This window comes from Salinicola sp. NYA28a (genome assembly GCF_976982775.1).
Genome location: NZ_OZ334582.1, coordinates 976033 through 1000693, shown reverse-complemented (window position 1 = coordinate 1000693; position 24661 = coordinate 976033). Strand labels below are relative to the sequence as shown.

Here is a 24661-nt window from a genome sequence, read left to right as displayed (position 1 = left end):
GTCTTCGTCCTTGTCTAGCTGGATTCGCAGAAACGCCGCTCGACTCGGGCAGCCTGGAACATTCCCCAGTATTGCGTGGCGATGTTTCCCCAGTGGCGCGAGGCCAACCATTGTTCACGTGCCGATTCGATGTGCTGACGCCTGTCGTCGTCGAAACCTTCCGCGGCTTCTTGCAGCAACCGGCCGATGGCATCGGCATCGAAGTCCTCGATCGGGAAGGTAATATCGCGCACCTCTTCGAAAATCGGCGCTGGCGTGGTTGCCACGTGCGGGCAGGCGGCGATGGCGGTGCGTACGGCAGCACTGCTCGACTCCTCGGTGTACTGGTAAGGCAGCACCAACAGGTCGCACTCACTCAGCATGCGCTCGACCTGCTCCATGGGCAGGAAGTCGGTATGCCATTCAATGTGTTCACTGATGCCCAACGATTGAGCCAGGCTCTTGCAGCGTTCCAGTTCACTGCGCGACAAGTCGTCGTTGCGCACCGTCGTCATCAACCGCAGACGGGCGCTGGCGGGCGCGGCGGGAGATTCGAGGAACTGGGAAAATGCCTGTATCAGGACATGGATGCCCTTGTGTGGTAGCAAAAAGCCAAAGCCGCCCACCAGCATGTCGTTGCTGTCGCGAGAAGCCGAGGCCATCGCTGGCGCGGCTGACTGCTGGCTTAGGGTAATGCCCTGGGGAATGAGCACGACGTTGTCGGTGACGCCGACCCGCTTGAGCGAGTTGAGATCGTCCAGGGTGTGAACGAAGACGCGGTCGAAGGCATTGAGGCTCTGCGCCGCTGCACGCTGGCGACTGTCGGCAAGCGTCAGCAACGGGCGCGTGGTATGTAACGTCAGATATGCGCTCTTGCCGGCGGAGTGCAAGGCTGCCACGCCTTTCTCCAGAGTTTCATCGAGATCGAAGAAGGCGAAATGGTGCTGCAACCATACGATGTCTCCTCGAGCGTCGATCCATCGCAGGTCGGGCACTTGCCCCTTGATCCAGCCTTCACGGGGCGGGGCCATCAGGTTGGGTAATTCGGCTCCCTGAATCATGCTGTCCTGTGGGGCAACGATTTCGAAGGCTGTGTCCGTCGGGAAGGATTCGATCAGATGGCGGCTATATTCGGCGATGCCGCACGGCTCTCCCCAAGTCGTGATCATGGTGACGCCGCCGTTGCCTTCGGGCGCTGGAACAGGTGCTTCGTTGAAACGCTTCAAGCGCGTCAGGGCCGTCAGAAGGGAGTCGGTGGCCTGGGGGGCAAGAAAACGCTGTCGCACATGATGGTGCAAGTGGCTGGCGTGGTCCTGTACTTCGCGCTCATTGGCCAGCAGCCCGCGACAGAGGTCGAGGAGACGGGTCGCCAGGTGGTCGACGCCAGGTTCCACCCATACCGACTGTGCGTCGGAGAAGTGGGTTTGTGCACGATCGAAGCGGTAGGACACCCACCAGGCGTTTTCCGAGGTGGCGAAGTCGGTGTGCGCGCCGTAACCCGTCACGACCAATGGGCGCGAAAACTCACCGGCCTCGATGGCTGGCATGTTCAACCCTTCGCCTCGCGTGGGCAGCACGACTGCGTCAGCTTCGTGATACAGCTGCGCCATCTGTTCGCTATCGTAGTCGTCCAGGATCAATCGAATACGATCCTGGAAGCGCGGCGACACACACTCTTCGATCCATGCCTCGATATTGTTGTGCGGGTTGGGAAAGGACTTGATGGTCAAATGCACTTCGGCAAGCCTGCCGGCGATCTTGTCGAAGGCATCCAGCAGCACATCGACTCCCTTCCGGGGGAAGCAGGATGACACGTGAAGCAGATTGATACGGCGACGATCGGCGACACGGTCAAGGTCACTGACCTGACTTGCCTGGGCATTGCGATTGGCGACCAGGGGCAATGTGATGACGTGGATCGGTAAACGACAGCCACTGTCCATCAAGGTCTTCTTGACGAACCAGGCGGTCACAATGACCCCGGCATAATGGTCGTTGAGCGTCTCGATCATGCCTGTAGGCACACGCGATTCTTCCCAGAAAAACAGCGCAATTGGCAAGCCGCGTCCTTGATCGACATCATCGATCAAGGGGTAGTGATGATACAGGCAGACACGTTGCTCGATCGGGAGCGCAGCAAACACCTTATTGCCGACAAGCGCATTCCACTGCTGTACCTGGGCTTCCCCGCCGGGTATCTGTTCGATGGTCGGCCTCGGCTCGCCTTCTCTTGGCACAAGCGACAATGTCAGTTCCGGCATATCCTGCGACAAGCGCTGGACGATATGACGATTAACCGTCGCCAAGCTGTAACTTCCCTCGAAATGTCCCTCGAGGGAGAGACCACACCAAGCGTCCTGTATCAATGTGCGAGGGAGAAACGTATCTCGTAGCTTCAGGTTTCGTCGTCGCACCGAGGCGGTCAGCGTCTCTTGCAGATCCTTGTAATCTTCTTCCTTGGCGTGACTCCGCACCAGGCGGATATCGGCGCTTCCTGCCCCGGCCATGAGGCGCTGCAAGCGGCGCTTGACTGGCGGAAAACGATCTACGATCACCAGTACGCCTCGCTTCAGCCAGGTAATCCGCGCCAGTCGTTGACCAACGTGTCCGACCCAATGTCGGCCGAGCGGCACACTACCCTGCTTTCCGTTCGTCTTTCGATTGGGGAGTCCGCGCAACCAGGCCATCAGCTCACGCACCGGGGCGGTGATGCGCCAGGAGAGACTGCTTTCCAGCGACAGCAAGGTACGCTCCAGTTCGTTAGCCTTCTTTTCGCTGCGGGCTAGACGAGTGGTCAATGTCTTGACTTCGCTCTCGCGGCTGGCCAGGTCGCTCGACAACGCTTGCTTGTGACGCTCGTTCTCTTCCAGCTTACGTTCCAGATAAGCGATGCCAGACTGATGTTCCTGTTCCAGCGATTCCAGATAGTCGAAAATCGCCTGACCTTCGCCTCCCGCTGCTTTGTGGGCGACGATGGCATAGTCGGGATAAGCGGAGAGCGCCCACGCCATGTGGCGTGACAATGTCTCGTCGGGGTCTGGCACCTGAGGGCCGTTGAGCCGTATCACGGAAACCTTGGAAAAACCCGCATCCTCTCCGATGAAATGCAGTAGCGGGGGAGGAAGCGGATGGCGGTGCGTGGGGTCCATGTAGAAGCTCCACAGGCCTACCGAGATATTTTCCGGGTTGGGTGTTTCGAGTATCAGCACACCTCCGGGCTGCAATACCCTATAGGCCTGCTCCACCAGCGTGAGGAGATCGTCGAAAGAGAGATGTTCTGCAATGTGGAAGCCGCTGACGACGGCTAAAGAGCCATCCTCGCACTCGGTCAATGCTTCGAGGATATCCTGCTCGGATGCGTTCAGATCACGAGCATGACATGCATCGATCATCAGGGAGTTGGTGTCTACACCACGAACCAGCCAACCGTGTTCGCCCAGCAGCTCCAGCCATTCACCACGGCCACACCCCAGATCCAGTGCTTCGCCATTGGGGTACACGGCATGAAGCGGCTCAAGCACTGGCAGGTAAGCTTTCAAACGCTGCTTGATATCTTCTCGGTCGCCACGAAAACGCTCTTCAAAGCGGCTGTAAAAATCCATCTTCATCAAGTTTCTCCTTCAGAAAAGCTTCAACGAAGCGCGGGATTCGAGGCGTCATTTGCACGATCGCAATCGATCTGAGGCATAATCCAGCTCGTACCGATAAAGTAATCCTTATCCACATTCACGACGCTAAAAACCAGTGCATGATCTATCCACTGGTAGTTGTCGACCAAGTGGGTATCGGTACTATGAAGCGAGGTTGAAATCGCGTAACTCCCTGGCCCAACATTCATTTCAAACCGCATGCGGTATCGCAAAAGCTCTCCTGTCTTTAGATTTTTCACGATTTGATTCGTATGCCAGGTATTGGTGCCAAAAATAGCCTGACCCAGACGGTCCTTGATAATGTAACCCACTACCAGCTGGGGAATATCAGCATGAATACGTATATCGAGAGCAAGTTCGACTTCTTGCGCGACAGAAACAAATTCGATCGGATTGCCATCGAGATCATTTAGCGACAGAGACTCGACCTTGGCCTCGCCACTACCGGACTGGGTCTGCACCATTCCGTCGTCCAGCTTCTTAAAGCTTACGTTGCTATTTTCCTTCTCTGCAATCAGGGCGTTGTAATGATCCATTACCGCCTCGGGATTACCATCGCTGACGATACTCCCCTTGTCGATGAGAATGGCTCGATCGCAAAGCGTTTGAATCGCTTCCTTGTCATGGGAAACGATCAATAGCGAAGTGCCTTGTTTTTGAAACTGCCTGATCCTGTCGAAGCTCTTGTGCTGAAAATAGGCATCTCCTACCGACAGTGCCTCGTCGACAATCAGGATATCGGGGCGATAAGCCGTCGCCACTGAGAAAGCGACACGCATCTGCATACCGCTAGAGTAAACACGCATGGGCTGATCAAAGTAGGAGCCGACTTCCGCAAAGGCTTCTATATCGGGCATGGCCTTGTCGATTTGCTCTTGGGTCAATCCCATGAGCGCCGCAGCGTGATAGACGTTCTGCCGGCCAGTGAGGTCACCGTTGAATCCCATGCCTAATTCAAGAATGGCGGAAACCCGACCCGTTACGACAATATGACCGGTTGTTGGCAATAGAGTCCCGGTAATCATCTTGAGCAGGGTACTTTTACCGGCACCATTTTGCCCCACGATCCCTACGGCTTCACCTTCTCCCAGGTCAAAGCTGATGTCCTTGAGAACCCATGTCTCTTTCTGGGGTTTGACGGCCGAGAAAAACCAGCTGACGACACGGCGGCCTTCCGAGCTAAAGCGCCGGAAAGCCTTGCCGACCCCACGGACTTCCATCAAGTTCCCTTGTTTCATAGTGCGTCCACCATTTCTGGACTCGCTTTACGAAAGATAACGAGCCCCAGGAAAAGGAATATCGCGCTCAACAGTGCAACGATCACCAACCCTCCCAATTCGGGTTGTTTGCCATACACGAGCACATCATGATACCCCGCAATCAAATGATAAAGAGGATTCAAATCCATCCACTTGCGCAATGATTCCGGCACAATGGAAATGGGGTAGACGACGGGCGTAAACCAGAACAGGAATTGCAAGATAATCGGCATAACCTGGCCAATATCCCTAATAAACACATTGAGCACGCCTAGCACCAAGCCTACTCCAGCGGCAAAAGCCAGTGTCAATAACGTCAAAACCGGAACCCAAACCAGCTCCATGCCACCAAAATGGCCTAGACAGGCAAAGACAATTAAAATCACCAAAAACAATATGACGTTGTTAATCAGGCTTCCTCCAACGGCAATAATCGGCAACGCAACCTTAGGAAAGACCATCTTCTTCATCAGGTTTCCGTTTTCAATGAACATTCCCAGGCAACGATTGATTACTTCCATAAAGAGAGTCCAGCCAAGCATGCCGCCGGTCAGATATATCGCGTAGGCATATTGGTTATCGATTCCCGGCAGTTTGGCTGAAAGCACTGCCGAAAGAATAAGCGCATAGGTCAAAACCAAAGAAAGCGGATGTATGACCATCCATGCGCCACCTAGACGGCTGCGAATAAAACGCGACACCATTTCGTTACGTATGGAAGCCCAGATAAAATGGCGATAGTGCCACGCCCCCTTTAGACTGCCTAACATTATCTTTCCTTTTAAAAAAACCAAGGCATATAGCCCTTGCTTAAATCCGCCAGAGCCCGCCACATCATATTCTATAATTCAGATCAAACACCAAGCCCAAAAAAGCCAATAGAGTCATCCTGTGTCATCGAATGGCCGATACGGTAGCGAGACTCGTTAACACTTCATATCCGTTCATGCCGTGCTTTTTCTTCCGGTGGCGGTGCGCTCAAGGAGGACTGCCACCATGGGATGCTGGGCTCGGTGCTCAGACGAAAGCCGCATAGCTCTTCGATAATCAAAGGAATTACACGGGGGTAAACGAATAGATAACGCTTCGCCAGGCGTTTGGGAGATTGAGAAAGCCGCCATAGCCATTCCAGCCCCGCATTCTGCATCCATTCGGGGGCGCGGCGCTGGCAGCCGGCCAGAAAATCCAGCGTTGCGCCGACACCCATGACGGCATTGGCGTCGAGGCGCGGCAGAACCCGCCTGATCCAGCATTCCTGACGAGGGCAACCCATGGCTACGGCCAGCAGATGCGGCCGATATTCATTGATCGCCTCGACGACACGACGCTCCTTCAGGGCATCGGTTTCGAAGTGCATGTCCGGCGACAGGGTTCGCGGCGCCGGTAGCCCCGGCACCAGATCGACAAGCCGTTCAGCAGCCTTTTCGGCAACGCCCGGTGCACCACCCAATAGCATGACACGCCATTGCCGCTGCCCGCCCAGACGACACAAGGCAGGCAACAGGTCGGCACCCGTGACTCTTGCCGGCAATGGCTTGCGCCGGGCACCGGGCACTTTCGACAGCCAGACCAGCGGCATGCCATCCGGTGTCACGATCTCTGCCTCGCTCATGGCTTGCCCCAACTCGGAGTTGTGGCGCTGCCAGTAGATATATTCGAGGTTGGGAGTCACGACTTGAAAGCGATACCCGCGATCGATCGCGCGCGCAATCAGCTCCGCGGTTTCCGGGACATCGGCGATAGGGAAGTCAAGACCAAACAGGCGTGTGCAATCGGGCATATGACATTCAGCTTCCTTGCTCATCGATACTCGTCAGCCGCTTTTCTCAGGCTATCCTTCAGCCGGTCGGCGGAGGATGTCCAACTGAAATGCTGCGCTCTTGCCGGGCCTTCCTGCCTCAGCCGTTCACGCAACGAGGAATCATCCAGCAGAGTATGAAGCCCCTGACGAATGCTGTCGACGGAAGTCGGCTCGACGTACACGGCCGCACTCCCTGCCACTTCCGGTAACGAGGCTGTCTGCGATGTCAGCACCGGCGTCCCGCAGGCGAGCGCTTCCAGCACGGGCATACCGAACCCTTCATACAACGAGGGGTAGGCCATGACAGTGGCGCCGGCCATGAGCCCCGGTAGATCGGCATTCGGCACGTAACCCAGCCAGCGCACTTCGCCGCTTGCCTGCATGGTATCGACTTGCTTGCGTAGCCCTTCGTCCAGCCAGCCTCGGCGGCCGACCAGCAACAGTGGGCAGCTCTGTCTCAACCCTGCCGGCAGCGTCCGATAGGCTTGCAGCAAGCGTGACAGATTCTTGCGAGGCTCCAAGGTGGCGACGCTGAGAATGTAATGCGCCGGCAAGGCATATTGCCGGGTCAGGGCCGTTGTCGATGCACCAGGCTGGAATTCCGGCCGAGCGGCAGGCGAGACAAGATCGATGCGCTGCGGGTCGATGTCGAAACGCTCACTCAGTTCGTCACGCGTGAAGCGCGATACCACATTGATTCGGGTCGCCTGTCGAACGACCCGAGGCAAGTGACGAGCCAGCTGGCGACACATGGCCGGATGTACGTACTCCGGATGGCGCCACCAGGCCATGTCGTGCACTACCGGCACGACAGGCTTATCCCGGCGAATATCGACGGGAATGTAATCCGGCTCCCAGTAGACGTCCCAGCCGGACAGCCGTTTCAGCTGTCTCTTCAACCGCATGCGCGCCAGAGCAAAACGTCCCGGAAGCCGGCGAAGCACGGGGTAGTAGCGCTGTACCCAACTCCCCTGTTGTTCTCCGGCATCATCCGCGCCATGCAGCCAGGCCGCCAGGGACTGCCTATCCGACCAGATGTCCGCATGATTGAATGCCTGAAGGTCGAATGCCGGATCATCGGCCATTCGACTCAGCAGGCCATGAGTGTAGTGCCCAATACCGGTTGACTGATGCGTCATGCTGGTGGCATTGACGACCACCCTCATTGCATGCGCCCGTAATGGTCCTCAAAGCGGATGATGTCGTCCTCTCCAAGATAGTTGCCGGTCTGTACTTCGATCAGACGCAGAGCGATCTTGCCGGGATTCTCGAGACGGTGCACGGTTCCCAGAGAGATATAAGTCGACTCATCTTCGGATAACAGGAAGCTCTTCAGGTCATCCAGCTCACCATGACCTTGCCCCTGGGTCACCCGAGCCGTTCCTTGCACGACGATCCAGTGTTCGGCACGGTGATGGTGCATCTGCAGGGAAAGTGTATGCCCCGGATTCACGACGATTTCCTTCACCTGGAAGCTTTCGGTGAGAACGAGAGTCCGGTAATGCCCCCACGGGCGATACACGCTTTTATGCGTATGGTATTCGCTGCGCTGCTGGCTTTTCAGGAGATTGACTATCTTCTTCGTGTCCTGGGCGTGGCTCCGATCGGCAACCAGTACGGCGTCATCGGTCTCGACGATGATGAGGTTGTCGACTCCGACCGCCGCCACCAGTCGCGACTCGCTGCGGACATAGTTGTCATGGGATTCGTAAAGCAGTACATCCCCCTGCACCGCATTGCCCCGGTTTTCGTCGGATGCTTTCAGGTCGTACAAGGCATCCCAGGCGCCAATATCGCTCCAGCCTGGACTCATGGGTATTACCGCCGCATGCCGGGTCTTTTCCATGACCGCATAGTCGATGGAGTCGCTACGACAGGCGGCAAAGGTATCCTTATCGATACGCAGAAAATCCAGATCCTCTCGGCGAGCGTCATAGGCTGTCTCGCAGCACTGCAAGATATCCTTGGCATGCTCGGCCAGTTCCTCGAGGTACTGGCGGGCACGGAACAGGAAGATGCCGCTGTTCCAGAGATACTCACCGGAGGCGAGGTAGGTCTCGGCGCACTCCTTGCCAGGTTTTTCGACGAAGGCCTCTACCTGATACCCATCGCCTCGCTCGCTCCCCTTGTGAATGTAGCCATAGCCGGTATGGGCCGAGGTCGGGTTGATACCGAACGTGACGAGATCCCCCGCTTCGACCAGTTTCAGCCCTTGCATGATCGCCTTGCGAAAGGCGTCCGAGTCACTGATGGCGTGATCAGCCGGCATGACCAGCAGGACGGGGTCATCGTCGAGCTCGAGCGCAGCCATGGCGGCCAATGCTAGCGCCGGTGCGGTATTGCGCCCTTCGGGCTCCAGCAATATGCACGCAGGCGACACTCCCAGGCTATCCATCTGTTCAGCCACCAGGAAGCGATGTTGTTCATTGCAGACGACGATCGGCTCGCGACAGTCCGGCAGCCCCTGGAGGCGCAAAGCCGTTTCCTGTAACAAGCTATGCTTTTCGGAGTTCAGCTTGAGAAACTGCTTGGGATAATGTTCACGGGAAACCGGCCACAAGCGAGAGCCAGAACCACCGGAAAGCATGACGGGCGTAATCATAAAATCTCCTGAAAATCAGGGTTTGTCATTGACAAAACCCCGCGTAATCGTCAGCAACAGTATCTTCAAGTCCAACCCGATAGACCAATTATTGATGTAATACAGGTCGTACTCGATACGCTGTTCCATGTCGCCGACATTGCCGGTATTTCCCCGCAGACCGTGAATTTGAGCCCAACCCGTTATACCGGGTTTGACTCGATGACGTTGCATGTATGAGTCAATCAGGTTCTTATAGATGATGTTGTGGTCCATGGCATGTGGGCGTGGCCCAACCAGTGACATGCGACCCTGCAACACGTTATACAATTGGGGTAGCTCGTCAAGGCTCGTCCTTCTCAACCAGCGGCCGAGACGAGTGACGACGTTGATTTCTCCAGCTTGACCCTGCCAGTTTTCGCGCTTCGCATCACGTCTGCGCATGGTGCGGAACTTGTAGATTCTAAAGCGCTTTCCATCCAGGCCGTGGCGATACTGCTTGAATAATACGGGCCGCCCCATCGTTAGCCATATCGCCAACGCGGTAATCAGCTTGATGGGCAGAAAGCCGATGAAAAGCATGGCTCCCAATATACGATCTTCCACTGACTTGATCAGGCGCGCCGGTCCGTGCAGCGGGCTGTAGTTCAGGTCGATCGAGAACATGTCGGCGACCTGCGTCATGCGGTGGTTGAGAAGCCGCACGTCCGAAAGATCGGGGAAGTAGCGCACGCTGACAGGCACGGCAATGAGCTGATCGGCCAGAGCCTTGACGGTGTTGCCGTGATTCAGGGGATAGCTCAGCCATATTTCATCGAAGGAACGGCTGAAAACGGAATCCTCCACCAGCCTAAGAACCTGCTCGAGAACCTGGGCTTCATCCTCGTGCACGATCATCCGGTCGATGCGATAGCCTGCATAGGGCATTGCCGCGAGCCGCTGATGCACGTGGGCCGCATTCTCGGGCCGACCGATAAAAAGCACCGATTTGAGGTTACGCCCGTCGGCCCGTATCCGACGCAGATAGACGTACAGCAGCCCACGGGCCAGCAGCCCGATCACCAGCACGCTCAGGCAGGATAGCCCCATCCAGAGCCGCGAATAGACACCACCGCTTTGCGTGACGACCAGGAAGGCGCTGATCAGCAGCCCCGTCATTGCCCAGCTGACCAGAAAGGTGCCGAACATGCTGAATATGCTCCGCCCGCGCCACGCTTGATAAAGGCCGAGCATTTCGCCGACTGTCGGCAAGAGCAAGGCGCCGGTCACGATCAGCAGCGGATATTCGATACCCTGTATGGAGTCGAGTTCGGGCAGGCACCACAAGTACAAGGCACCAACGAGCATGGCCAGCGCGGCATCGAAGCCGCGCATGACCAGACGCAACATTTCATTGCTCGTTCGCGACGCCATGCCGGTTCAACCGGTGACGCGCGATAGCAACGCCATGGTATCGACCAGATCCTGGGTGCCGAGATCGCCGACGGCGGCCTGCAGGTTGAGCCGGTCGAGCAGGTACTGGCGGACCACTTCGACGAACTGGATACGCAGGTCATACAGATCGGCGCGCGCATCGAGCACGTCGACCAGGTCGCGCAGCCCGAGCTGTTCGCCCTTCTCGGCCGCCTGCAGGAACAGGTTGCTGGATTCGATGGAGCGCTTGAGCGCTTCGATCTGGCGTTCATCCCCGCGCAGCCCACGCAGGCGCTGGCGAACCTCCTGGCGCGCCAGATTGAGGGCGTTGGTGTAACTCGCCTGTGCGGCCTGCTGGCTCAGTTCGCCCTGCCTGACGCTGGCACTGGTATAGCCACCTTCGTAGAGGGGCACGCTCAGACGCAGGTTGGCGGAGGCGTCCTTACTTTCGCGAAAGGGGTCGTTGGAGTCGCGGTCCGAGTAGCCCACGGTGAGATCGAGCTCGGGATAGTGCCCGGCGCGCCGCACGTCGGTTTCCGCGTCGGCGACCTTCATCTGCTGCTTGCCCAGGGCGACTTCGACGTTGTTGATGGTGCGCTCGAGCCAGGGATCGGCGTCATCCCAGCCGCCCGGCAGCGTCAGTTCGCCGAGGTCGCCGAGCGTGGCCCCGCTGAACCGGGGCAGCTCGCCGGTCAGGCGTTCCAGCAGGCTCAAGGCGTTGTCGAGTTCGTTCTGGGCGCTCACGGTGTCGGCGACCGCCTGGTCGAGCCGCGATTGCGCCTCGAGCAGGTCGATACGGTTGCCGACGCCCAGGTCGTAGGCGCGGCTGGCCTGTTTGACCTGTAGATTCAGCGACTCCTGCTTGGAGTCGAGCAGGCCGAGCTTGCGCGAGGCGAGAAAGGCATCGAGATACGCCTCGGCAACCTGTAGCGCCAGATCGCGCTCGCCAACAGCCACTTTCAACTCGGCGGCATCGCTCTGCGCTTCGGCCTTGCCGACCTTGCGCCAGCGTTCGAGGCTGAACAGCGACTGCGACAGCTGTACCTGCCATGTCTGATCGCGGGTCGTGCCCTGATAGCGCGCTTCGTAGTCGTCGTTGCCGCCAAGCTCGTTGTCGGGGTTATAGGACGGGTTGTCGGTGTAGTAGTTGTCCGACTCCTGATAAACGTAGCCGGCGGAGGCCTGAATCTGCGGCTTGAGCGCGGCCTGCGCCATGGGCACGTCCTGTGCAGCGGCTTCGGCCTCGAAGCGCTGGCTGGTGAGATCGGCGTCGTTCTGCAATGCCAGGGCGAACAACCGCGGCAGCGACGGCAGAGCGGCGTCCTCGTCGACCACGGGCGCGGCTTCGTCGCTCGCGACCGTCTGGCCGTTCAGCGCCGGCAGGCTGGCATCGACTTCGTCCATCATCGAGGTCTGGGCAACGGCCAGCGGCGAGAACAGCTGCGCTGCCAGCGCTAGACCAGGCAGCGCTAGACCAGGCAGTGCTAGACCAGGCAACAACAGGCCAGGCAGCGTCGTCCATAGCTTACGGTCCTGACCCATGCTCACTCCTCCCGCATGGCGCGTGCCAGCATGTCGGTGATGGGCTTGGTCATGTAGCTGGCGAAAGTGCGTTCGCCGGTCCGAATCATCACCTCGGCGGGCATGCCGGCGAGCAGTTGCATGTTCTCGGTCATCTCGCGCTTGCCGTCTTCGGTCACCTTGACCCGCGCCTTGTAGTACTTGGCGCCGGTGGCTTCGTCCTCGAACGAGTCGGCGCTGACGTTGGTCACCTCACCGTCGATGACGTTGGACAGCCGCTGGTTGAATGCGCTGAAGCGAATCTCGGCATACTGGCCCGGGTAGATGTTATCGATATCGCGGTCGGGAACGCGCGCTTCGACGATGAAGTCGTCGCCGGAGGGTACGATCTCCATGATCGGATCGCCGGGCTGGATGACGGCGCCGACGGTATGGACCTTCAAGCCGACGACGGTGCCGGTCACGGGCGCGGTCACGGTGGTTCGCTTGACCTGATCGCTGAGCGCGGTGATGCGTTCTTCGGCATCGGCGATATTGCCCTGGGCTTCCCGCAGCTGCTCGCCGACCTCTTTCTGGAACTCCTGCAACTTGACCTGCTTCTGAACCTTGTTCTCGCTGATCTGGGACTTGAGTTCGGCGATCCTGGATCGGCTCTGGGCGATATCGCCCTTGAACTGCAGAGCCTGACGCTCCAGCTCGCGCAGGCGCTGGTTGTCGCCCAGACCTTCCTTGAACAGGGAGCGATAGTCCTGGGCTTCTTGCTGCAACGAGTTCATGCGCTCCTGATTGACGTTGATCACGTCCTGCAGGCCATCGATCTGCTCGCGCATCTGGGCCATCTGTTCGTCGAGCGCGCTGAGGGCGCCTTCGAGCGCCCCGCGACGTGCCTGGAACAGCGCCCGCTGGACGGCCAACACTTCCTTGACCCGCTGGGCGTCGCTCTCGAGCAGTTCATCGGGAAAGGTCAGCGTGTCGGCGTCCTTCTGCTCGGCGAGCAGGCGAATTTCGGCAGCACGGTTGATCAGGTACTGGGAGCGCGAAATCGCGAGCTGCGAGCGTGCCTGGGTGTTGTCGATCACCAGCAGGGTGTCGCCGGCCTCGACGTGGTCGCCATCGTCGACGTTGATCTCGTCGACGATGCCGCCCTCGAGATGCTGAATGGTCTTCTTGAACGATTCGACCGAGACCGCACCGGGGGCCACGACCGACACCGCCAGATCGGCACTGGCCGCCCAGCCACCGAAGCCGCCGAAGGCGATCAGCAGGATCACCAGCCCGAGGCGAAGATAGCCCTTGCCGCTGGTGGGCAAGGGGCTGGCCGGTGCCGATTCGTCGGGCGTCGATTGCTTGGGCGGGGTGATATCGATACTGCGGGAATTATCGCCTGCCATGCTACTCATGCCCCCGAGATTGCGGCTTGTCGGAATTGCCAGAATTACCGGAATTGTCGGCGTTGCCAGAATGGTTCGCGCCCTGAACGGCGGTCAGCCGGCCGGCGTTCGACCGCCCCAGGGTGTTGCCGCCCTTCTGCGCCGGGGTCTTGGCGAACTGGGCCAGCACCTGATCGCGCGGGCCGAACATGCTGACCTGCCCGCCCTTGAGTACCAGCAGCTTGTCGACGTGCTTGAGTACGCTATTGCGATGGCTGATCACGAACAGCGTGACGCCTTCGGCCTTGAGCTGCTTGATCGATTCGCCCAGCGCCCGCTCGCCGCTGTCGTCGAGGTTCGAGTTGGGCTCGTCGAGCACCACCAGCACCGGATCGCCATAGAGCGCACGCGCCAGCCCGACACGCTGGCGCTGGCCGCCGGACAAGGCGCCGCTGGAGGCGCTGATATAGGTGTCGTAGCCGTTGGGCAGCTGCAGGATCATCTCGTGGACGCCAGCCTTCTTGGCCGCTCTGACGACCTTCTCGGGATCGACTTCGCCGAAGCGGGCGACGTTCTCGCTGATGGTGCCGTCGAAAAGCTCGATATCCTGCGGCAGGTAGCCGATATAGGGGCCGAGTTCGTCACGGTTCCACTGGGCGATCTCGGCACCGTCGAGGCGCACCGTGCCGACCTGCGACGGCCAGATACCCAGCAGCACCCGCGCCAGGGTGGACTTGCCGGCGGCGCTCGGGCCGATGATGCCGATGTGCTCGCCCTTGTCGACGTTGAAATTGATGCCGCGAATCGTCGCCATGCGTACGCCCGGGGGCGCGGCAGCGACGGTCTCGATGGCGATCTCGCCACGCGGGGCGGGCAATGACATGCGACGCTGCTCTTCGGGGATCTGCTCGAGCAGTTCGTTGAGGCGATGATAGGCGCTTCGCGAGCTGACGAAGCCCTTCCAGCTGCCGATCATCTGGTCGATCGGCGCCAGTGCCCGCCCCATCAGGATGGAGCCGGCGATCATCATGCCCGGCGTCATTTCGCCTTCGAGTACCAGCAGCGCACCGAGACCGAGAATCAGCGACTGGAACAGCATGCGCAGCACCTTGGACGCGTTGGTCAACGCCCCCGCACGGTCGCTGGCCTGCGACTGCTTGGAGAGGAATTCATGATGCTTGCCGGCCCAGCGCCCCATGATGCCGGGCAGCATGCCCATGGCGTGCAGCACTTCGGAGTTGCGCAGGTTGGAGTTGGCGAGATCCTGGGCCTTGATGTGGTCGCTGTTGGCTTCGGCCAGCAGTGTCTTGGTGGCCTTCTCGTTGGCGATCGCCAGCGTCAGCAGAATGAGACCTGCCACGGTGGCGAAAACACCCAGCCACGGGTGGAAGAGATAGAGCACGGCCAGGTAGATCGGCGCCCATGGCGCATCGAAGAAGGCAAACAGGCCGTTGCCGGTGAGGAACTGGCGCAGGTTGGTCAGATCGCTCAGCGGCTGGGCCGTCTGCTTGCCCTGGGTCAGCACGCTGCGCCGGAACATGGCGCTATAAAGACGCTGGTTGACCATCTTGTCCAGCCGGTTGCCGACCCGGATCAGGATTCGCGAGCGCACCAGCTCCAGCCCCCCCATGACCATGAACAGGAAGACCACGACCAGCGTCAGCATGAACAGGGTTTCTTCACTGCGGGAACTGATGACGCGGTCGTAAACCTGCAACATGTACAAGGGGGGAACCAGCATCAACAGGTTGATGAACATGCTGAAGAACCCCACCGAGAAGAATGACCCGCGACACACCTTGAGGGCGCGTTGCAGATCGGTGGCTTCTTTCTGGGTGGCCATGCAATCGCTCGCTATAAGGACGATAAAACGGAGGATGTAAGGTCAGTAGGCGTCCAGGCCAATGCTGACAGGGCGCAAAGGATACCAGATTCTCATCCGCATCATGAGGGCGGCATCGTGAGAGGGAATCATGAGAGGTCATAGAATAGATCGAGGCGTCGCAAGCGACGCCTCGATTAGCTGGTCCGGAATACGGCTATTCGATCGATCGACCGATTGACCCGTTCGCAGGCGGTGATTTGAGCGGGTTGTGGGTCGCTTCAGGAGCGGCCCGGATTTTCACGGCCTATTCCAGCAGGTTCCTCTGCTCGGCATCAGTGAGCATGGCGAGGGCAAACGCCACAAGCGTTTCCTCATAGCCATGAGCCGTATTGATCGCGTCGGCCAGAACCTGAGGAGACTCGATATATTCATGGATCATTTGATTGCGTGTCTGACGAATCTCGAGCCACTTGTCGGCAGAATCGAGTACGCCAAGTTTCTCGGCGCGGTCCAGGTTATCGGCCACGGCGCCCGTTCTTTCACCCAAGGCACGTAGCCAGAGCGGAAGCAGCTTGTCTCCGGTCGTATCCTGAAGCCGGCAAAAGCGGCTGGTATAGGCTTCCAGTTTTTCTGCCAATGCTTCGTCTTCACCCAGCATGGCGGCACGCTTCTCGGTAAACGGCGAGACGAATACGCTACCCGATGAGTAGCGAAGATGGTGAATCTCACGCTCGACCACGCGTTTCAGGAAGCGCAGCCGCTCCGAAAGATTGTCGTTCATACAAAAACTCCCTGTTCTCGCGCCAGCCTGTGTATCGCCTGCTCGCTGAGGTTCGGCGCACTCAGAAGCACGTCTACCTTGCGCCCGTACATGGCGCGTGTGATGCGTACGCTTAGCCGGGCAGCAAGCTGTGCGGGATGCTTCACTGGCTCGTCGAGCTCGATGAACAAGTCGATGTCGCCACCACGAGCGGCATCGTCCAGCCGTGAGCCGAATAGCTTTACGGAGACGCCAGGGCCAAGCTCGTCAGTGACGATATTCTGGATGGTCTGGCGTTGGGTATCTGTCAGGCGCATGGTGTTCATCCATCCCGGCAAGGCGTTCTGTCAGGTCGAGCTGCGACGTTGCTCATAGCCAATTTGACGCCATATATTCGAAGAGATCGCCGGTCAGGCAGGCGGAGTGCTCAGCCAGGGCTACGCGGCGAGTGGCTCTCATCGAACCTCTGCCCTACCCGTATTATATGGTCGCGTAGCGCTTCGTTATCGATATCGCGATAGCGCACGATATCGAACAGGTAGGGAGTGTTGAGCTCGTCCAGGCGATTCATGAGCGCGGACAAGTCATCATCGGAGATATCGCCGTACAGTGCCAGATCGATATCGGAGCCGGGGCGGAACGTGCCTTTGGCTCTCGATCCATAGATGACGACCTTTTCTATACCGGGACATTCAGCCAAGACCCGGCGAATGGCCTCTATCGCACTTTCTGGCAAGCCAAACATCAGCGATACCGCTCCATTGTCTCGCGAAACTGTTTCAGAGCCGGGTAATAACGCTCGACGATGTTCTTGAACTCTGTCTCCAGAATGCTGTGGCGGTACGCATGCACCGTATGATTACGGGTTTCTATCATATCCATCCATACCTGCCCGTCTTCCAGCAGGCCGATATTGAAGGCATGACGGGCCGCGCTGCGTGATCCGGTCACGTTCTGGATACCTTCATGCTCCAGGTAGTCCTTCATGACCTTCCAGGCCAGCTCGTGAGTGAACTCGAAGCGCTGGATAACGCCTTCCTTGATGATATCCAATGTCGTGTCGCCGTAAGCTTCAACAGCTTGTTCCAGCTGAGAAAGCGCATTGACATAGTTGGAAAATCGCTGCTGCCAACGGATCTCCATCGCCTTCCCCTTCTATCGTTTACTGCACGTGTCGTTTACTGCACGTGTCGTTTACTAACACGTATCATTTACCGCAGCGCGCCGTTGGCGCGCTGCGGGACACCACTCAGCGATAGACCGGCAGGCGCGAGCAGACGGCTTCGACCTTGGCCTTGACTGCGGCTTCCGCCTGGCTGGAGTCGCCCTGCTGCATGGCGTCGAGGATGTCGCAGATCCAGCCGGCCAGGTCGCGGCATTCGGTTTCGCCGAAGCCACGCGTGGTCACCGCCGGGGTGCCGATACGCAGGCCGGAGGTGACGAACGGGCTCTGCGGATCGCCGGGTACGGCGTTCTTGTTGACGGTGATGTGGGCACGGCCGAGCGCGGCATCGGCGTCCTTGCCAGTCAGGCCCTGCTTGACCAGCGACAGCAGGAACAGGTGGTCTTCGGTGCCGCCGGAGACGACTTCGAAGCCGCGCTCGATGAACACGCCGGCCATCGCCTGGGCATTTTTGATTACCTGCTGCTGGTAGGTCTTGAACTCGGGGTCCATCGCTTCCTTGAAGCAGACCGCCTTGGCCGCGATGACGTGCATCAGCGGGCCGCCCTGGCCACCGGGGAAGACCGCGGACTGCAGTTTCTTCTCGATGTCGGCGTCGTTCTCGGCGGAGAGAATCAGGCCACCGCGCGGGCCGCGCAGCGTCTTGTGGGTGGTCGTGGTGACCACGTGCGCGTGCGGCAGCGGGCTCGGATAGAGGCCGGCGGCGACCAACCCAGCGATGTGAGCCATGTCTACCAGCAGGAAGGCGTCGACTTCATCAGCGATCTGGCGGAACTTGGCCCAGTCGATGATCTGCGAATAGGCGGAGAAGCCGGCGATGATCATCTTCGGCTGATGCTCGCGCGCCAGCTTGGCGACTTCGTCGTAGTCGATCCGGCCGCTCTCGTCGATGCCGTACTGAATTGCGTTGTAGTGCTTGCCGGAGAAGCTCGGCTTGGCGCCGTGGGTCAGGTGACCGCCGGCGTCCAGGCTCATACCCAGGATGGTGTCGCCCGGCTTGACCAGCGCCTGGAAAACCGCGCCGTTGGCCTGGGAGCCGGAGTGCGGCTGCACGTTGGCGTAGGTCGCGTCGAACAGCTCCTTGGCGTAATCGATCGCCATCTGCTCGACCACGTCGACATGCTCGCAGCCGCCGTAGTAGCGCTTGCCGGGATAGCCTTCCGCGTACTTGTTGGTCAGCTGCGTGCCCTGGGCCTGCATCACCCGCGGGCTGGCATAGTTCTCGGAAGCGATCAGCTCGATGTGGGCTTCCTGGCGCGCGACTTCCTGCTGCATCGCGTCCCAGAGGGCGTCATCGAATCCGGCAATCTGCATGTCTCGGTTGAACATCGGCGGGTATCCTCGGCTCGGGGATGATTCGTCCTGGCGCCAACAGGGAACCGCTACTGACGGCACAGGCTCGGATTTGGTGGGCGCATGATACCCCAGCGCCAACACCCTTTCCTATGAAAGTGGGTCATGCGCTGGACCATAATTTCTCACGTTGGCTTTAGCTTCGTTAAAACATGCAGCTCAGGTCTCTCCCAGCAGCCGCAGGCTGGCCATCGGCGCTTGGCGGCGGCTGCCCCGCGAGAGCAGATAGCCGATCCCGCCCACGATCGCTGCGCCCAGTACGGGCATGACGCCCCACATCAGCCAGTGCATCCGAGGCGCCAGACCCAGCCAGCCGTAGATGCCGAGGGCAGACGCCTCGGCCAGTGCCGCGCCCAGCAGCCCGCTGGCAAAGCCGAGCAGCGCGAACTCGGCCCACTGCATGCGCGCCAGGGTGCGGTTGCCGGCGCCGAACACCCGCAGCAAAGCGCCTTCGTGGGCACGCGCCGGGCGGCTGGCGGTGAGCGCCGCGTAGAGCACGCTAATGCCGGCCAGCAGCACGAAGCCCAGCACGAACTCGATGGCCCGCGTCACCTGGCCGAGAATGCCGCGCACCTGTTCCAGCAGCGCCTCGACATTGAGCACCGAGACCCCCGGATACCGCTGCACCATCTCGCCCAGCATCTCGTTCTCGCCAAGCATCTCGTTGCCGGCATCGGGCAGGTGGAACGAAGTGATGTAGCTGTGGCCGAAGCCGTCCAGGGCACCGGGCGGGAAGATGATGAAGAAGTTGGGCTGGAAGCTCTCCCAGTCGAGATGGCGCAGGCTGGTGACCCGGCCGGTCACGCTGTCGCTGCCGATGGTGAACGTCAGCTCGTCGCCCAGCGAAAGGCCGAGCCGGCCCGCCAGCTCCTCTTCGACCGATATCGGCACCGAGCCGTCGCTCGCTGTCGCACTGTCGGCATCGGAGCCGCTCTCGGCGTCGAACCAGGCCCCTTCGGTAATCCGGTTGCCTTCCGGCAGCGTCTCGCGCCAGGTGAGGTTGAGGTCACGCCGCAACGCGCCGTCGGTCTGATGTTCCTCCGGCACCTGCTGTTGCGGGGGTTCGCCGTCGATGGCGGTCAGCCGCCCCCGCACCATGGGATAAAGCCCGCTGGTGGCGTCGGCGGCGCTGTCGATCAACGTTTCGACGCCGTCGCGCTCCTGCGGCTGGATGTTGATCGCGAAGTAGTTGGGCGTATCCGCCGGCAGCTGGGCCTGCCAGGTCGTCAGCAGGTCCCCGCGCACCAGTGCGATGATCGCCATCGCTGCGAAGGTGACCGAGAACGCCAGCAGCTGGCCCAGACTGGCGTTGCGTCGTCTCGCCAGCTGGCGGCCGCCGAGCTGCCACGCCCTGCCCTGCTGACTGCGTTGCGGCAGCCGCGCCAGCACGGCGAGCAGCAAGGTGAGCATCAACTGGCCGAGCCCCCACAGCACGACCAGCGCCACCAGACCGCCGAGCAGAATGCCCACCGACAGCAGCGGATCGCCGGAGTAGAGCCAGAGCAGCGCGCCGAAGACCAGGCTGGCGACGACCACCACCACCCAGCCCGACGCCGGGATCGGGTCGAGCTCCCGGCGCAGTACCTTGAGTGCGCTGACCCGCTTGAGCCGCAGCAGGGTCGGGCCGGCGAAGCCAACCAGCACCGCCAGCGCGGTGAGTACGCCCATCAGCCAGGGCATGCCGCCGGGCGGGGGCAGTTCCAGCGGCAGGAAACGCGTCAGCAGTGCCAGCAGCGCGGCTTGCCCAGCGAGCCCCAGCAGCGCCCCGACGGCCGCCGCGACCAGCCCCAGCCACGCCAGCTGCCAGGCGAAGAGCTGACCCAGCTGGCGTTGGGACGCGCCGAAACAGCGCAGCAGCGCCGCCGTGTCCAGATGGCGGTCGACATAGCGTCGCGTGGCCATGGCGACCGCGACACCGGCGAGCAGCACCGCCGCCAGCCCGGCGAGGCTCAGATATTTCTGCGCCCGATCCAGCGAGCGGCCCAGGCTGGGCCGGTCCACGCGCACGTCGCGAATCTCGACGCCCGCGTCGCGCAGCGCATCGAGCCGGCTTTCGAGACCGTCGATCGCCGCCGGCGGCCCGGCGGCCAGTATCTCGTACTCGATCCGCGAGCCGGGCCGGACCAGCCCGGTCGCCTCGAGATCCTGCAGGTTGAGCATGATGCGCGGCGCCAGGCCAGAGAATCCGCCCTGCTGGTCGGGTTCGCGCTCGACCAGTCCGGTGACGGTCAGCGAAAGCGAGCCGACCTGAACCGTGTCGCCGATGCCGGCATCCAGCAGTTGCGCCAGCCGTGGCGCGATCCAGGCGCTACCAGGTGGCGGGCCGTGCGCCAGCCCTTCGATACCGTTGCCCCGGTCGACGCGAACCTGCCCGTAGAGCGGATAATGGTCGTCCACCACCTTGAGCCCGGCCGGCTGGAAGGCGTCCGCCTGGCTGACCATCGATACCAGGTCGACCTGGTCACTCAGTTCGAGCCCGGCCTGGCGCAGCGTCTGGCGAAGTTCGTCGTCGAAGGCCTGACCCTGTTCCAGCACCAGATCCCCGCCGAGCAGCTGGCCCGCCTGACGGGTCAGCCCACGGTCGAGCCGGTCGAGGAAGAAGCCGATCATGGTGGTTGCGGCTACGGCCAGCGCCAGCGCCACGAACAGGGCCCGCACGTCGGAAGCGCGCAGATCGCGCCGGAGCCCCTTGAGCGATAGTGCGATCAGGTTCATGCATCGACCTCTTGCCGCTGCCGTTCGAGCGCCTGCAACCTGCCGCCTTCGAGCTGCAGGCAGCGATCGCATCGTCTGGCGAGGGCCATGTCGTGCGTCACCAGGATCAAAGTCGTGCCGGACTCTCGGTTGAGCTCGAACAGCAGATCGATGATACGCTTGCCGGTTGCCTCGTCGAGGTTGCCGGTCGGCTCGTCGGCGAAGACGAGGTCAGGGTCGGTCACGAAGGCACGCGCCACCGCCACCCGCTGCTGCTCGCCACCGGAAAGCTGCTTGGGCAGGTGGTCGAGGCGCGCGCCCAGGCCGACGCGCTCCAGACATTGGCGACTTTTGGCCGCTATGTCTTGCCGTGGCGACAGTTCCAACGGCAACATAACGTTTTCCATGGCGGTAAGAGTGGGTAATAACTGGAAGTTCTGAAAAACGAAGCCGACGCGTCCCGCACGCAGCGCCGCCCGTCCGTCTTCGTCGAGCGCGCTCAGGGATTGACCGAACATTTCGAGCTCTCCCGAGCTGGGTGCATCCAGCCCTGCGAGCAGGCCGAGCAGCGTCGACTTGCCGGCACCGGAACTTCCCACGATGGCGACACTCTCACCGCGTTCGACATCCAGCGTCAGCGATTCGAGGATGACCAGCTCCCGTTCCCCGCTCGTCACCCGTTTACCGAGTTGGTTGGCGTATAAAATTCGCTTTTGCTGATTGTCCGAGGAGTGAGACATGGTGCCTGGTTTCCCTGTGCCTGGTATTGAGATGCCTTTCGCCAATATGCCTGTCACCAAGGTGCTTTTCACCAAGATGCCTTTCGCCCGGATGGCGAGGCGCTGTGCGGGTGCCGCGCTATTGTCGTGTCTTGCCGTGCTGTCGCTGACTCCCGTCGAGGCGCGTGCCGATACCATTCTGGTGATGGGCGACAGCCTGAGCGCCGCCTACGGGATCGACCCGCAGGCGGGTTGGGTCAACCTGCTGAAACAGCGTCTGGGTGACGAACATGAGGTCGTCAACGCCAGCATCAGCGGCGAGACGACATCCGGTGGTTCGGGTCGGCTACCCGACATTCTGAGACAGTACCATCCCGATATCGTTCTGCTGGAACTCGGTGGCAACGATGGCCTGCGCGGCCTTTCTCCGCAGCAGATGCAGGTCAATCTGGCCAAGATGATCGAGCGTAGCCAGGAGGCAGGCGCCGAGGTCCTGCTGCTGGGTATCGAAGTGCCGCCCAACTACGGCCCCGCCTATACCCAGGCCTTCCGTGAAGTCTTCACCCAACTGGCCAGCGAGCACGACGTGCCGTTGGTGCCGTTTCTGCTCGAGGGCGTCGACCTCGACGGCATGCTCCAGAGTGATGGCATCCACCCTACCGCCGAGGCACAGCCGATCATTCTCGAGAACGTCTGGCCGAAACTGGAACCAATGCTCTCCTCCTCGGACGAGGATGAGTGATCCTCTTCGCGTCGAGTCTGTTGTCCGTCGGACTGGATCTGCGCCAGCCCTCATGCCCGCCGATTTCGCCGGCATGCTATCGTTAACGCCTTGAAAAGACTCGCAGCATGGCGAGACGAGACACGCTTCGACGAGGAGTTTGACGATGGAGGCAGAAACGGCGCTGGTCGCAGCCTACGAACTGGATGGAAAAGGCGGCGGCACCCTGCTCAGCGTTCGCCAGTTGCGCGAGGCCTGGGCCGATCCCCAGCGTCCGCTGTGGATGCATCTCGACTTTCGGCATGAAGACGTTCGCACCTACCTCGTGGATATCGCCGGGCTCGACGAGGCACCGGTCGAGGCACTACTGGAAGAAGACACTCGCCCCCGCGTCGCCAAGTTTCGCAATGGCGCCGTCAGCACGCTGCGCGGTATCAACCTCAACCCGGGGGCCGCGCCGGAAGACCTCATCTCACTGCGTATCTGGATTTCCCCCAACCGCCTGATCACCCTGCGCCGACGACCACTGAAATCGGTCGGTGACGTGCGTGAACGCATCGACAACGGCGACGGCGCGCTTTCGGTGCCGGACCTGCTGGCATGGCTGACGGAGACCCTGGTGGACAGGGTCGGCGATGTCGCCCACGAACTCGACGACCGCCTGGGTGAACTCGAGGAGGATCAGTTGAGCGATCGCGAGATCGAGCCGGACGATCTTTCCCGGCTGCGGCGCTCGCTGATCACCTTGCGGCGTTTCATGGGCCCGCAGCGGGACTGCCTGGAGCAGATCGCCCACGGGCCGGAGTGGTTCGACGAGGACACCAAGGTATCGATCCGAGAAAGCGCCAACCAGCTTTCACGCTACGTGGAAGACTTCCACGCCATGCAGGAGCGCGCCCTGATCCTGCAGGAACAGCTCTTCAGCGAACACAACGAGCGCCTGAACCAGCGGATGTACATGCTGGCGATCGTCACCACCGTGTTCCTGCCGCTGAGCTTCCTGACCGGCCTGCTGGGCATCAACGTCGGCGGCATCCCCGGCGCCGAAAGCCCCTACGGCTTCCTGGTCTTCCTCACTATTACCGTCCTGGTCGGCGGCTGGGTGATGTGGCTGCTCAAGCGTAAGCATTGGTGGTGAGACGAGCCGCGAGCCGCGAAAAGCAGAGTGTGGCCTCCGGAAATCCGCAAAGCCCGAAGCCCGAAGCTCGAAGCTCGAAGCTCGAAGCTCGAAGCTCGAAGCTCGAAGCTCGAAGCTCGAAGCTCGAAGCTCGAAGCTCGAAGACAGGATGCGATTATCGCTATTGCCGTAAGGGGTCGGCTTTGCTTTTTCTTCCCGCTTCCAGGCGCGTAGCGCCGCTCTTCCAGCGTCAAGCTCTATCCGTATGCCCCAGATCCCGTTCGGGGTCGAGGCGGTCGCGTACGCGCCGCTTCAGTTCCTTGATATCGGGGAAGCCGCCGTCGCGTTTGCGCTCCCACAGCGTTTCTTCGTCGTAGAGCACTTCGAAATGCCCGCCGTGGCTGGGCGCCAGAGCTACCTGCTCGAGATCCTCGCCGAAGGTCTGCAGCAGTTCCTGGGCGTACCAGCCCGCACGCAGCAGCCACTGGCATTGGGTACAATAATGAATACGAACCTTGGCCATCCTTCTGTTTCTCCCGAGCCGGTGGCACGAATCTGCCGCACTCATGCCGACAGCGTTGAAAACGCCCATGATGCGCTCGGCCGGACGGCTCGCTCAAGCAGAGAGAGGGAAACGTCGTGTCGGCAGCGTCGCGTTCGGCGCCCAGGGTTCCTCGTAGACTGCCTGTCGCCAATAGCTTGTCACTGGGATAAC

20 protein-coding genes are annotated in these 24661 nt (G+C 60.6%); 2 read left to right on the top strand and 18 right to left on the bottom strand.

The window, feature by feature from the left end:
* Positions 1-14: 14 nt before the first annotated feature.
* The 17 genes from ACWHY3_RS04630 to ACWHY3_RS04550 form a co-directional block, all read right to left on the bottom strand.
* Complete coding sequence (locus tag ACWHY3_RS04630) at positions 15-3587, bottom strand: glycosyltransferase (protein ID WP_448127679.1); 3573 nt, start codon at positions 3585-3587, stop codon at positions 15-17.
* 23 nt (positions 3588-3610) lie between these two features.
* A complete protein-coding gene (locus ACWHY3_RS04625; RefSeq protein WP_448127678.1) occupies positions 3611-4867 on the bottom strand; it encodes an ABC transporter ATP-binding protein in 1257 nt (418 codons plus the stop codon).
* Complete coding sequence (locus ACWHY3_RS04620; protein WP_448127677.1) at positions 4864-5658, bottom strand: ABC transporter permease; 795 nt, start codon at positions 5656-5658, stop codon at positions 4864-4866. The genes ACWHY3_RS04625 and ACWHY3_RS04620 overlap by 4 nt, the downstream gene beginning before the upstream one ends.
* 164 nt (positions 5659-5822) lie before the next feature.
* Positions 5823-6668, bottom strand: coding sequence for a WecB/TagA/CpsF family glycosyltransferase (locus ACWHY3_RS04615; protein WP_448127676.1), 846 nt, complete (start codon positions 6666-6668; stop codon positions 5823-5825).
* A gap of 20 nt (positions 6669-6688) precedes the next feature.
* Entirely contained in the window at positions 6689-7855 is a 1167-nt protein-coding gene (locus ACWHY3_RS04610; RefSeq protein WP_448127675.1) for a glycosyltransferase family 4 protein, read from the bottom strand.
* On the bottom strand, positions 7852-9291 hold the full coding sequence (locus ACWHY3_RS04605) for a mannose-1-phosphate guanylyltransferase/mannose-6-phosphate isomerase (protein WP_448127674.1): 1440 nt from the start codon (positions 9289-9291) through the stop codon (positions 7852-7854). Before ACWHY3_RS04605 ends, ACWHY3_RS04610 begins: the two co-directional genes overlap by 4 nt.
* Positions 9292-9306: 15 nt before the next feature.
* Positions 9307-10659: an undecaprenyl-phosphate glucose phosphotransferase gene (locus ACWHY3_RS04600; RefSeq protein WP_448127673.1), complete on the bottom strand. Its 1353-nt coding sequence runs from the start codon at positions 10657-10659 to the stop codon at positions 9307-9309.
* A gap of 30 nt (positions 10660-10689) precedes the next feature.
* Positions 10690-12225, bottom strand: a complete 1536-nt coding sequence (locus tag ACWHY3_RS04595) for a TolC family outer membrane protein (protein WP_448127672.1) — start codon at positions 12223-12225, stop codon at positions 10690-10692.
* 2 nt (positions 12226-12227) lie between these two features.
* Positions 12228-13595, bottom strand: a complete 1368-nt coding sequence (locus ACWHY3_RS04590; protein ID WP_448127671.1) for an HlyD family type I secretion periplasmic adaptor subunit — start codon at positions 13593-13595, stop codon at positions 12228-12230.
* A gap of 1 nt (position 13596) precedes the next feature.
* Positions 13597-15417: a type I secretion system permease/ATPase gene (locus tag ACWHY3_RS04585; RefSeq protein WP_448127670.1), complete on the bottom strand. Its 1821-nt coding sequence runs from the start codon at positions 15415-15417 to the stop codon at positions 13597-13599.
* A gap of 286 nt (positions 15418-15703) precedes the next feature.
* Positions 15704-16180, bottom strand: a complete 477-nt coding sequence (locus ACWHY3_RS04580; RefSeq protein ID WP_087717798.1) for a hypothetical protein — start codon at positions 16178-16180, stop codon at positions 15704-15706.
* Positions 16177-16476, bottom strand: coding sequence for a nucleotidyltransferase domain-containing protein (locus ACWHY3_RS04575; RefSeq protein WP_087717797.1), 300 nt, complete (start codon positions 16474-16476; stop codon positions 16177-16179). The genes ACWHY3_RS04580 and ACWHY3_RS04575 overlap by 4 nt, the downstream gene beginning before the upstream one ends.
* A gap of 110 nt (positions 16477-16586) precedes the next feature.
* Positions 16587-16904 (bottom strand): nucleotidyltransferase family protein, encoded by a 318-nt coding sequence (locus tag ACWHY3_RS04570; protein ID WP_256961026.1) that lies wholly within the window; start codon positions 16902-16904, stop codon positions 16587-16589.
* Positions 16904-17302 carry a nucleotidyltransferase substrate binding protein gene (locus ACWHY3_RS04565; RefSeq protein ID WP_448127669.1) on the bottom strand — a complete coding sequence of 133 codons (399 nt, stop codon included), beginning with the start codon at positions 17300-17302 and terminating at the stop codon, positions 16904-16906. Before ACWHY3_RS04565 ends, ACWHY3_RS04570 begins: the two co-directional genes overlap by 1 nt.
* Before the next feature lie 106 nt (positions 17303-17408).
* Positions 17409-18671 carry a serine hydroxymethyltransferase gene (glyA, locus tag ACWHY3_RS04560; protein WP_448127668.1) on the bottom strand — a complete coding sequence of 421 codons (1263 nt, stop codon included), beginning with the start codon at positions 18669-18671 and terminating at the stop codon, positions 17409-17411.
* Positions 18672-18854: 183 nt separating this feature from the next.
* Positions 18855-21410: an ABC transporter permease gene (locus ACWHY3_RS04555; RefSeq protein WP_448127667.1), complete on the bottom strand. Its 2556-nt coding sequence runs from the start codon at positions 21408-21410 to the stop codon at positions 18855-18857.
* Positions 21407-22129, bottom strand: a complete 723-nt coding sequence (locus ACWHY3_RS04550; RefSeq protein WP_448127666.1) for an ABC transporter ATP-binding protein — start codon at positions 22127-22129, stop codon at positions 21407-21409. Before ACWHY3_RS04550 ends, ACWHY3_RS04555 begins: the two co-directional genes overlap by 4 nt.
* Before the next feature lie 31 nt (positions 22130-22160).
* Between ACWHY3_RS04550 and ACWHY3_RS04545 the strand changes: the two genes are divergently transcribed.
* Together ACWHY3_RS04545 and ACWHY3_RS04540 are read left to right on the top strand one after the other, a co-directional pair.
* Positions 22161-22850: an arylesterase gene (locus ACWHY3_RS04545; RefSeq protein ID WP_448127665.1), complete on the top strand. Its 690-nt coding sequence runs from the start codon at positions 22161-22163 to the stop codon at positions 22848-22850.
* A gap of 145 nt (positions 22851-22995) precedes the next feature.
* Positions 22996-23967, top strand: a complete 972-nt coding sequence (locus tag ACWHY3_RS04540; RefSeq protein WP_448127664.1) for a zinc transporter ZntB — start codon at positions 22996-22998, stop codon at positions 23965-23967.
* A gap of 229 nt (positions 23968-24196) precedes the next feature.
* Here ACWHY3_RS04540 and ACWHY3_RS04535 read toward each other — a convergent pair whose 3' ends face one another.
* Entirely contained in the window at positions 24197-24469 is a 273-nt protein-coding gene (locus ACWHY3_RS04535) for a SelT/SelW/SelH family protein (protein ID WP_071231590.1), read from the bottom strand.
* Positions 24470-24661: the final 192 nt, after the last annotated feature.

What these genes read in the sequence shown, in the direction of transcription:
- ACWHY3_RS04630 (WP_448127679.1), bottom strand. Translation starts at nt 3,587, where the DNA reads ATGAAGATGGATTTTTACAGCCGCTTTGAAGAGCGTTTTCGTGGCGAC.
- ACWHY3_RS04625 (WP_448127678.1), bottom strand. Translation starts at nt 4,867, where the DNA reads ATGAAACAAGGGAACTTGATGGAAGTCCGTGGGGTCGGCAAGGCTTTC.
- ACWHY3_RS04620 (WP_448127677.1), bottom strand. Translation starts at nt 5,658, where the DNA reads ATGTTAGGCAGTCTAAAGGGGGCGTGGCACTATCGCCATTTTATCTGG.
- ACWHY3_RS04615 (WP_448127676.1), bottom strand. Translation starts at nt 6,668, where the DNA reads ATGCCCGATTGCACACGCCTGTTTGGTCTTGACTTCCCTATCGCCGAT.
- ACWHY3_RS04610 (WP_448127675.1), bottom strand. Translation starts at nt 7,855, where the DNA reads ATGAGGGTGGTCGTCAATGCCACCAGCATGACGCATCAGTCAACCGGT.
- ACWHY3_RS04605 (WP_448127674.1), bottom strand. Translation starts at nt 9,291, where the DNA reads ATGATTACGCCCGTCATGCTTTCCGGTGGTTCTGGCTCTCGCTTGTGG.
- ACWHY3_RS04600 (WP_448127673.1), bottom strand. Translation starts at nt 10,659, where the DNA reads ATGTTGCGTCTGGTCATGCGCGGCTTCGATGCCGCGCTGGCCATGCTC.
- ACWHY3_RS04595 (WP_448127672.1), bottom strand. Translation starts at nt 12,225, where the DNA reads ATGGGTCAGGACCGTAAGCTATGGACGACGCTGCCTGGCCTGTTGTTG.
- ACWHY3_RS04590 (WP_448127671.1), bottom strand. Translation starts at nt 13,595, where the DNA reads ATGGCAGGCGATAATTCCCGCAGTATCGATATCACCCCGCCCAAGCAA.
- ACWHY3_RS04585 (WP_448127670.1), bottom strand. Translation starts at nt 15,417, where the DNA reads ATGGCCACCCAGAAAGAAGCCACCGATCTGCAACGCGCCCTCAAGGTG.
- ACWHY3_RS04580 (WP_087717798.1), bottom strand. Translation starts at nt 16,180, where the DNA reads ATGAACGACAATCTTTCGGAGCGGCTGCGCTTCCTGAAACGCGTGGTC.
- ACWHY3_RS04575 (WP_087717797.1), bottom strand. Translation starts at nt 16,476, where the DNA reads ATGCGCCTGACAGATACCCAACGCCAGACCATCCAGAATATCGTCACT.
- ACWHY3_RS04570 (WP_256961026.1), bottom strand. Translation starts at nt 16,904, where the DNA reads ATGTTTGGCTTGCCAGAAAGTGCGATAGAGGCCATTCGCCGGGTCTTG.
- ACWHY3_RS04565 (WP_448127669.1), bottom strand. Translation starts at nt 17,302, where the DNA reads ATGGAGATCCGTTGGCAGCAGCGATTTTCCAACTATGTCAATGCGCTT.
- glyA (WP_448127668.1), bottom strand. Translation starts at nt 18,671, where the DNA reads ATGTTCAACCGAGACATGCAGATTGCCGGATTCGATGACGCCCTCTGG.
- ACWHY3_RS04555 (WP_448127667.1), bottom strand. Translation starts at nt 21,410, where the DNA reads ATGAACCTGATCGCACTATCGCTCAAGGGGCTCCGGCGCGATCTGCGC.
- ACWHY3_RS04550 (WP_448127666.1), bottom strand. Translation starts at nt 22,129, where the DNA reads ATGTCTCACTCCTCGGACAATCAGCAAAAGCGAATTTTATACGCCAAC.
- ACWHY3_RS04545 (WP_448127665.1), top strand. Translation starts at nt 22,161, where the DNA reads ATGCCTTTCGCCAATATGCCTGTCACCAAGGTGCTTTTCACCAAGATG.
- ACWHY3_RS04540 (WP_448127664.1), top strand. Translation starts at nt 22,996, where the DNA reads ATGGAGGCAGAAACGGCGCTGGTCGCAGCCTACGAACTGGATGGAAAA.
- ACWHY3_RS04535 (WP_071231590.1), bottom strand. Translation starts at nt 24,469, where the DNA reads ATGGCCAAGGTTCGTATTCATTATTGTACCCAATGCCAGTGGCTGCTG.